Raw genomic sequence first — 7,650 nt, 5'->3', positions numbered from 1 at the left:
CATGAAAGTTTTTATCTACGACACGACCCTGCGCGATGGCTCTCAGATGGAGGGGGTCTCTTTTTCCGTGGAAGACAAGCTGCGTATCGCCCGGCGACTCGATGCCTTTGGAATTGACTATATCGAAGGCGGCTGGCCTGGTGCGGTTCCCAAAGACACCGACCTGTTTGCTCGCCTCAAGGCCGAGCCGCTCCAGCATGCGAAGCTCGCCGCGTTTGGGATGACCCGAAAGCCCGGTGAGACGGTCGAGGAGAGCCAGCTTCTGCGGTTCTTACTAGAGGCAGGGACGCCCGTCGTGACCATTGTGGGAAAGACCCACTCGCGCCACGTCACCGAGACCCTGCGCATCCCCCTCACCGAGAACCTGGCCATGATCCAGGAGTCCGTTGCCTTTCTCAAGTCCCACGGCAAGGAAGTGATCTTTGATGGGGAGCACTTCTTCGATGGCTTCAAGGACGACGAACCCTACGCCCGTGCTTGCCTGGAAGCAGCGGTTGCGGGCGGCGCAGACTGGCTCTGCCCCTGCGATACCAACGGTGGGGCGCTTCCACATGAGGTCAGTGACGTGATCGCGGCACTCGTGGCTGCGTTCCCTAGCACACGAATCGCGATGCACCCGCATAACGACGGTGACTGTGGCACAGCCAACGCACTTGCCGCTGTGCGCTCTGGAGCCACACAGGTGCAGGGGACGGTCAATGGCTACGGCGAGCGCACCGGCAACGCCAATCTCATCCCTGTGATCGCTAACCTGCGCCTCAAGCTCGGCTACGACTGCCTTCCGGAAAAGGCTCTGGAGGAGCTGACCACACTCTCGCACTTTGTGGACGAAGTCGCCAATTTCTCCCCCCACCCCAAGGCGGCGTTTGTGGGGCGTAATGCCTTCACCCACAAGGCCGGACTTCATGCCGATGCCATCTCCAAGTGGCCCCGCGCCTACGACCATATTGAGCCCAATAGCGTGGGCAACTCGCGCCGCATCTTGGTGAGTGAGCAGGCAGGAAGCGCCAGTATTGCGCAGAAGGCCACGGAGCTAGGCTATGTCTTAGACAAAAAATCCCCGGTCGCCAAGGAGCTGCTCCTGACGGTCACCAACATGGAGCACCAGGGCTATGCCTTTGAGGCGGCTGAGGCGAGCTTTGAGCTTCTTCTCAAGAAAGCCACCGGCACGTATCGCTCCTTCTTTGAGCTAGTGACCTTTCGCGTCTTTATCGGTAAGCGTGCCAGTGACGATGTCCCGGTGACGGAGGCGACTCTACGGATTCTGGTCAACGGCGAAGAGGTTCTCGCGGTAGCCGAGGGCGATGGCCCTGTCAATGCTCTGGATCTGGCGCTCCGCAAGGCCCTTGAGCCTGCCTATCCGCAGCTTAAGGACATTGCCCTGACAGACTACAAGGTGCGTATTGTCACCAGTGGCGAAGGGACGGCGGCCAAAGTCCGTACGATTGTGGAGTCCACGGATCATCACGGGCACTCATGGGCGACCGTGGGAGTCAGCACGAACTTAATTGAGGCAAGCTGGCAGGCGATTGTAGACTCGGTCGAGTACGGGCTGCTAAAAGCGAAGGCGTAGTGTCGGGGTGCGGGCGACAAGAAGCCCGATAGCTGCCCCGACCAAGACATCATGGGGGTAGTGGCGCTTTAGGCTGACCCGGCTATCGCTGATCAGGGCGGCCCCGAGATACCAGAGAGCCGCCTCCGTCTTGGTGTGCGCCTTACTCGCCGCCAACCCCGCAATTGTGAACGCCGCAGATGCGTGCCCACTGGGAAAGCTATCGGATGTGGTGCCATCGGGGCGGCGCTCGTGCGTGAGATACTTTAGGCTCGTGACAATCACCGTGCTGGTTAGGAGAGCCCGTGCTCGCTCCCGTGAGTCCCGCTGAGCAAGTCCAGCGGCCAGGAACGCAAGATTACCCTCATGGGAGAAGAATTTTGCCTGAGGGTGATTCAAAAGTCCCGTCTGAGCCGAGGCAGGCACTAGAAAAGCGACAAGCGCCCAGAGGGCAAGAAGGATTCTCATGCCCACAGTATCCCGTATCTTGGCAAATCTGACAAAAGGCGGTAGAATCAAACCTGTTCTGGAGTGGTGTCCGAGTTGGTCGAAGGAGCACGATTGGAAATCGTGTAGGCTGTCAAAGGTCTCGTGGGTTCGAATCCCACTCACTCCGCTCTCTTTTTTGTCGTGTTTCAAGGAGGTTCTGCACGATTGCGACACATTCACTGGAGAGATACAATCCACGCGGTTCAAAGCTGGCCGCGCTGGAAACGCTATGTCTTAATTGCAACTCTCTCTCCAGCTCTTCTAATCGGGCTCATCTCGCTTGGCTTTTATGCCAATCTTCACTTGATCGCCCACGCAAAGTCTAGTGTTGTGCTTCCCGTGCTCCCGGTTCCCACAAACCCGCAGCGCCTTCTGGTAGTTGCACCACATTGTGACGACGAGACTCTGGGGGCTGGTGGGCTGATCGCTCAAGCACGCAAAAAGGGAGTTCCCGTCCACGTCGTCTTTCTCACCAATGGCGATGCGTTTCCCGCTGCTTGCGCCATAGTCGCACGTCGGGTTCCGCCCCAGGCACAAGACTATGTCCACCTCGGGGAGCTGCGACAGAAAGAAGCCCTCGCCGCGCTACACCAGCTTGGGGTGGAACAAAAAGACATTACGTTTTTAGGCTACCCCGATCAGGGCCTCCGAGCTCTCTGGGAGACCAACTGGCTCCCAAATAAGCCCTTCCGGTCTCGATTTACTCAGCGCAACTCCACACCGCGTGGACCATACTGTGGCCAGAATGTTAAGAAAGATCTACGAGCGCTTCTGGAGAGACTTCGTCCCACCGATATCTATGTCACGCACCCCGCAGACGATCATGCAGACCACAGTATGGCAGCTGCCTTCACGGAAGCAGCCCTAACCGACCTTCCCCCAACATCACCACAACCACAGGTGCATTACTACATTGTCCACCGAGGAGACTGGCCCCTGCCACAAGGCTACTCGCCACAAGATCCCCTCCTCCCGCCTGCTGGTTTCGCCAAAGCCGATACCCGCTGGAAGACTTTCCCGCTAGACACGGAAGCCCAAAAAGCCAAGACCCGTGCACTGAACCAGTATAGTTCTCAGCTAGAGCTATGTAGCCGCCAGCTCCGATCATTTTTGAGAGAGAATGAGATCTTTGGACAGCTTAGCATCCCACAAATCCCTGACCATCACCGGGCTAAAATTCGGGACGCACAGGGCGATGATGTGGTGCGCTTTGCCAACCCTGGCAGCGATATCACCCAGCTCTCTGCGGCAGTGGAAGGAGAGCTACTCAAGGTGACCATGGAGCTACGCGGAACCACCAACCCTGGTATTCGCTATGGCGTTCGTGCACGAAGCAGCACGGGAGCCTTTGTGGCACGAACGTTGCACTCTCCCACCCTACCGCCACCGAGCAGCCGCACTCTCTCCTGCACAATCCCGCTCTCACAGCTTGGGATAGAGCAGCACGCAGAAAGTACAGTCTGGCTCTCTGCGGATACAGGAATGACTTCACGCTACATTGTGGATCAGACGGGCTACCGAGAGTTTCACCTCCGCCCCACTCCGTAGCGTAGGAGACGGTGTGAAAAAAATTTGGACGACGATGAGAAGGATACCCCCCCTGTGACACAGGCAGAAGTTCTGGATGCAGTCGCGCAGCGCCGCAACGACCTACGACTCCTCTTTCGGGGGCCACTTGTTCTCCGGCGTGCCGCAGAGAAAGAGTCGCTCGTGCTGGCCGTGATCTGCATGGCAGATATGTTCACCACCCTCTACTGGGTAACCATGGGCCAAGCTGTAGAGGCTAATCACCTACTTGCCTGGACGTTTGATGTTCACCCGGTTACGTTTGTACTAGTTAAGTCAATTTCTTGTATGCCCGCCGTGATACTTGCTCCGCTCCTTGCTCGACGCCACAAAAACTTCACGGTCTGGCTACTGCGCATTATTATTGCCACCTATATACTCACGTACTTCAAGCTGGCGCAGTTCTAGTTTTTACTCATTTCCAACGGAAACAGCTTTACGATTGAGCACAAAGACGCGGCGTGGGGTGCTGGCTAAAACAGCTCCGCTGGCATCCATCGCATCAACTTCAATAAAGTACTCCCCATCGGCGAGACGTGTTGTGTCCCAAGTGATAATAAAAGGCGCAAAGTTCTTAAGTGCCTTGATCTTACCGTCCACCGTAAGACGAACAAACGACACACGAGTAGGATCTGTCAGTGTCGGGTTGATCGTCACCACCCCGCTTACCATCGGGGTTTTATTGGTCTTAGCCTCCGCCAGACGCACGCTTCGGTAGCGCTCCAGAGTCGTCTCGACCACCAGCTTCATGGTCTCCGCAGTCGGCTGAGGCAGGCGTAGCCGGAACGCTGTCACGCCACGACTTGCGCTACGCGAGCTACCAGCCGCTTTCCAGAGATCATTGAGCCCATCCGCCGTGAAGGCATCGAGCCGTACCCCGAGAACCGTCGGGAGGTGCTCCCAGTCTCCCCCATCTATCTGGCAGTCGACAAGAGCACTCTCACCAAACAGGCCAATATGGTTCAAAAAGAGCGGTGCCGTCCCTTCCAGATCTTTGCGACGTGGTATGGGCTTTCCATCCACCCCCACGGTGCCAAAGAGCAGCATCATCGGGGCGCTGTGCTCTTCGGTGCGCCCATTGTGCCAGACAGGCGAGATCTGAAAACCACCACGCCGCTCCTTGCCTTCACCTTCGGGCAAGCGTGCGTCAATCGGGGCGGTAGAGACAGTGATCACGCCCGTGTGTGCCGTGTTGATTCGCCCCACGCCCGTGTAGCTCGTCCCATCGAAACGCCCCACCCCCTGAACGGGCTTGACAACCTGTGTCAAGACACGACTCTCCCCCCCCACAAATGTCCCGGTGACTTTCCCACCGAGCCTATTTTCAATAATTAGCTCCGAGAGGCGCTTGAGGGGAACCCGTACCAGAATCACCAGGACTTCTCCCTGACCGTACGGCTTGAAGTCTTCCGGCAAGGGAATCAGCTTACCCGTGCGCGACTCGGTGTAGACCATGTTCCCTGGCACCGGCGCTAGCTCCCGAAAGATCGATGTGCCGGCGGGAATATCCGTCTTCATGCCCACGGTGCCTGCCCGGTGCCCACCGTAGCCGTAGTTTGTTTTATCTCCTGAGAGTTCCTTCGGGGAGATTCCCAGCACCAGAGGCGCGTGGAGCTGAGGGTCTTCGCCGGAGACACGAATGCGTAAACCGTGCACCGCGACAGCGGCCACCGAGCCCCGCGGGGCATACTCCGCGGCAATGTAGCCTTCGCTGGCCCCCGTACTGGGCTGAGTCACACGCCCGACAAGAGACCACGTGTCGCCCTCGTTGGTAGAAACTTGAATCGTCCCCAGCCGACGGTTTACAATGCGAATCCGGTGCAGCTCCACCATGCCATCGCTTGCAGGCTCCGGCTTTGTGGTGTCCTCTTGGGAAGAGGCAATAGCAGAGGTAGTCAGTGCTCCAAGGGCAAGTGTGGCAAGAAAGTGTTTCCGGGTAACCATGTCACAAGTATTATATCGCCCTCGTCATACAGGTGTTGTATTATGTTTTCATGTGGCTCTTAACTCCTGCACTTATTCTCCCGCAGACAGATGTCGTGGAACTCAAGGCGCTGCTTGCGGCGGCTCCGCAAGCGTCTGAGTTTCCCAATGCGGCCAAGGCGACTCTGCTGGATCTTGCCGATATTACGGTGCGCCTGGATGGCTCCGCCAAGATCGTAACGCGGCAAGCGCTTAAGATTCTCAACCAGCGTGGACGAGAGCAAGAGGCCGAGATCAAGATTCCCTATAACGGCAGCTACGAGACCGTAAAACTCATCCGGGCCCGGACGCTTCGGCCCAATGGAACGGTGATCGAGGTCAAGCCCACCGAGGTGCGAAGTGGTGCCGCCAGTGAGGGCTACGACGATGCCAAAGTCCTCTCGTTTTCCATGCCAGCGGTCGAGCCGGGTTGCCTGATCGAGTACGAGTATGTCACGGAGCAGAAGACCTCGCCCCTCCCAGGGCACTTCTGGTTCCAGTGGTACTTCCAGGGCGGCTTCGATCCCGTCCAGCACACCCGCCTGCGTATCACCGTCCCGTCCACGCTCAAGCTCGCTCGCAAGCTTCGCAATAGCGCCATCGAGCCGACGATTCGTACGGCCCCCGATAGTAAGAGTGTGGTCTATACCTGGGAGCAAAAAAACGTCGCGCCACTCAATATCGAGCCACTCATGCCTCCTGCCGAGCGCCAGCTTCCCAAGCTGACCGTCTCCACCGTGCCGAGCTGGCAGAGCGTGGCAGACTGGTACACCAAGCTGGCACATAGTGCAGGCCAGGCGGATTCGAGCGTGACTGCCAAGGCACAAGAGCTAACGCAGAACTGCCGAACCGACGAAGAAAAGGCGCGGGCTATCTTCTACTACGTGCAAGAGAAGACCCGCTATGTGGCCATTGAGCTGGGCATCTCCGCCTACCAGCCACGCCCGGCAAGCCGCACCCTAACGGTTCAGTACGGCGACTGCAAGGACATGGCGACTCTGCTGGTGGCACTGCTGCGAGCCGTGGGGATTACGGCACATCCCGTCTTGCTGCAGGCGGGGGAGCCCTTCCCTCAGCAGATCGAGCTCCCCTCACCCCATGCCTTCAACCACGCGATCTGTCAGGCCCAAGTGGGAGGAAAAACCTACTGGCTGGATGCCACGGCGCAGGTCTGTCGCTTTGGAGACATCCCCCAGGCAGATCGCGGGGTCGAGGTGCTGGTCATCAAAGATGGTAAGGCGGTCTTTGAGACAATACCAGAGGCGAGCCCGGCGGAGGCGCTGAACCTCCAGCAAGCCTCGGTTGTACTGGACTCCGAAGGGGCGGCAATAGGAACAGTGCAGCTTTCCGGCACCGGCGACTACGAGCTTGGCCTGCGGGCGAACCTGGTGGTGAAGAGTACCGATGAGCGCAAGAAATACGTCGAGGCACTTCTGGGCAGCATTGGCGTGAATCCGCGCATTGAGAGCCTCCAGCTCACGGATATCAGCAACCGTGACACGCCTCTGAGTATCTCCAGTAAGACGCGGTTTGCCAGCTGGGCCACGGTTAGCGGGGATCTGCTCCTCTTCAAGGCGCGCCCTGACCAAGCCAGCCCTGCGTTTGCATCGCCCTTTGTGGAAGATAATCGCCTCTACCCCATCTACCAGTCCGAACCTCGACTCCTGCGTGCCAACCTTGAGGTGACTCTCCCCGAAGGCTACAGCTATCTCTATATTCCCAAACCCATCTCCGAAGAGAGCGCTCTGGGGAAGTTCTCCCGAACGGTCCAGCAAGAGGGGCGCAAGCTGACGATCTCCATCGAGGTACAAGACCGACGAGCAACCGTCCCCGCGACCGAGTATCCCGCACTTCGTCAGTACATCGAGCGGTATCTTCGGATGTACGGCGAGCTTGTCATCGCCCGCAAAGACGTCGCAGCACAGATGATAAAATGATCCCCGTATGTTTGCCCGTCTCCGCGAGGATATCGCCACGATTTTCGAGAAAGATCCCGCCGCGCGCAATCTTCTGGAAGTCTTTACCTACGCGGGACTCTGGGCGGTTCTCTACCACCGCTTAGCACATCGGCTCTGGATACA

At 58.1% G+C, this 7,650-nt stretch carries 6 protein-coding genes, 1 tRNA gene and 1 pseudogene; 6 read left to right on the top strand and 2 right to left on the bottom strand.

Going from position 1 to position 7,650, the window contains the following annotated elements:
* Position 1: 1 nt before the first annotated feature.
* The gene (gene cimA / locus RMO15_RS17070) at positions 2 to 1,573 is read left to right on the top strand and encodes a citramalate synthase (RefSeq protein WP_309714652.1); all 1,572 of its coding nucleotides are present in this window, start codon (positions 2 to 4) and stop codon (positions 1,571 to 1,573) included.
* Here the strand turns inward: cimA and RMO15_RS17065 are convergent.
* Positions 1,556 to 2,020 carry a phosphatase PAP2 family protein gene (locus RMO15_RS17065; protein ID WP_309714651.1) on the bottom strand — a complete coding sequence of 155 codons (465 nt, stop codon included), beginning with the start codon at positions 2,018 to 2,020 and terminating at the stop codon, positions 1,556 to 1,558. The genes cimA and RMO15_RS17065 overlap by 18 nt on opposite strands.
* 60 nt (positions 2,021 to 2,080) lie before the next feature.
* Here RMO15_RS17065 and RMO15_RS17060 point away from each other — a divergent pair.
* The 3 genes from RMO15_RS17060 (at position 2,081) to RMO15_RS17050 (ending at position 4,015) form a co-directional block, all read left to right on the top strand.
* Positions 2,081 to 2,168 (top strand) — tRNA-Ser (locus tag RMO15_RS17060).
* A gap of 38 nt (positions 2,169 to 2,206) precedes the next feature.
* The gene (locus tag RMO15_RS17055) at positions 2,207 to 3,589 is read left to right on the top strand and encodes a PIG-L family deacetylase (RefSeq protein WP_309714650.1); all 1,383 of its coding nucleotides are present in this window, start codon (positions 2,207 to 2,209) and stop codon (positions 3,587 to 3,589) included.
* A 54-nt stretch (positions 3,590 to 3,643) separates the two neighbouring features.
* The gene (locus tag RMO15_RS17050) at positions 3,644 to 4,015 is read left to right on the top strand and encodes a DUF5658 family protein (RefSeq protein ID WP_309714649.1); all 372 of its coding nucleotides are present in this window, start codon (positions 3,644 to 3,646) and stop codon (positions 4,013 to 4,015) included.
* A gap of 3 nt (positions 4,016 to 4,018) precedes the next feature.
* Here the strand turns inward: RMO15_RS17050 and RMO15_RS17045 are convergent, their stop codons facing one another.
* Positions 4,019 to 5,551 (bottom strand): Ig-like domain-containing protein, encoded by a 1,533-nt coding sequence (locus RMO15_RS17045; protein ID WP_309714648.1) that lies wholly within the window; start codon positions 5,549 to 5,551, stop codon positions 4,019 to 4,021.
* Between the two features lie 50 nt (positions 5,552 to 5,601).
* Here RMO15_RS17045 and RMO15_RS17040 point away from each other — a divergent pair, with 50 nt between their 5' ends.
* Together RMO15_RS17040 and RMO15_RS33340 are read left to right on the top strand one after the other, a co-directional pair.
* Positions 5,602 to 7,506: a DUF3857 domain-containing protein gene (locus RMO15_RS17040; protein ID WP_309714647.1), complete on the top strand. Its 1,905-nt coding sequence runs from the start codon at positions 5,602 to 5,604 to the stop codon at positions 7,504 to 7,506.
* A 7-nt stretch (positions 7,507 to 7,513) separates the two neighbouring features.
* Positions 7,514 to 7,650, top strand: a pseudogene (locus RMO15_RS33340) (serine O-acetyltransferase); the annotation flags it as partial.

Origin of the sequence: Armatimonas sp. (assembly GCF_031410135.1) — a bacterium.
Classification (GTDB): domain Bacteria; phylum Armatimonadota; class Armatimonadia; order Armatimonadales; family Armatimonadaceae; genus Armatimonas.
The sequence above is the reverse complement of the archived record's forward strand: the minus strand, read 5'-3'. Positions and strand labels throughout refer to the sequence as shown.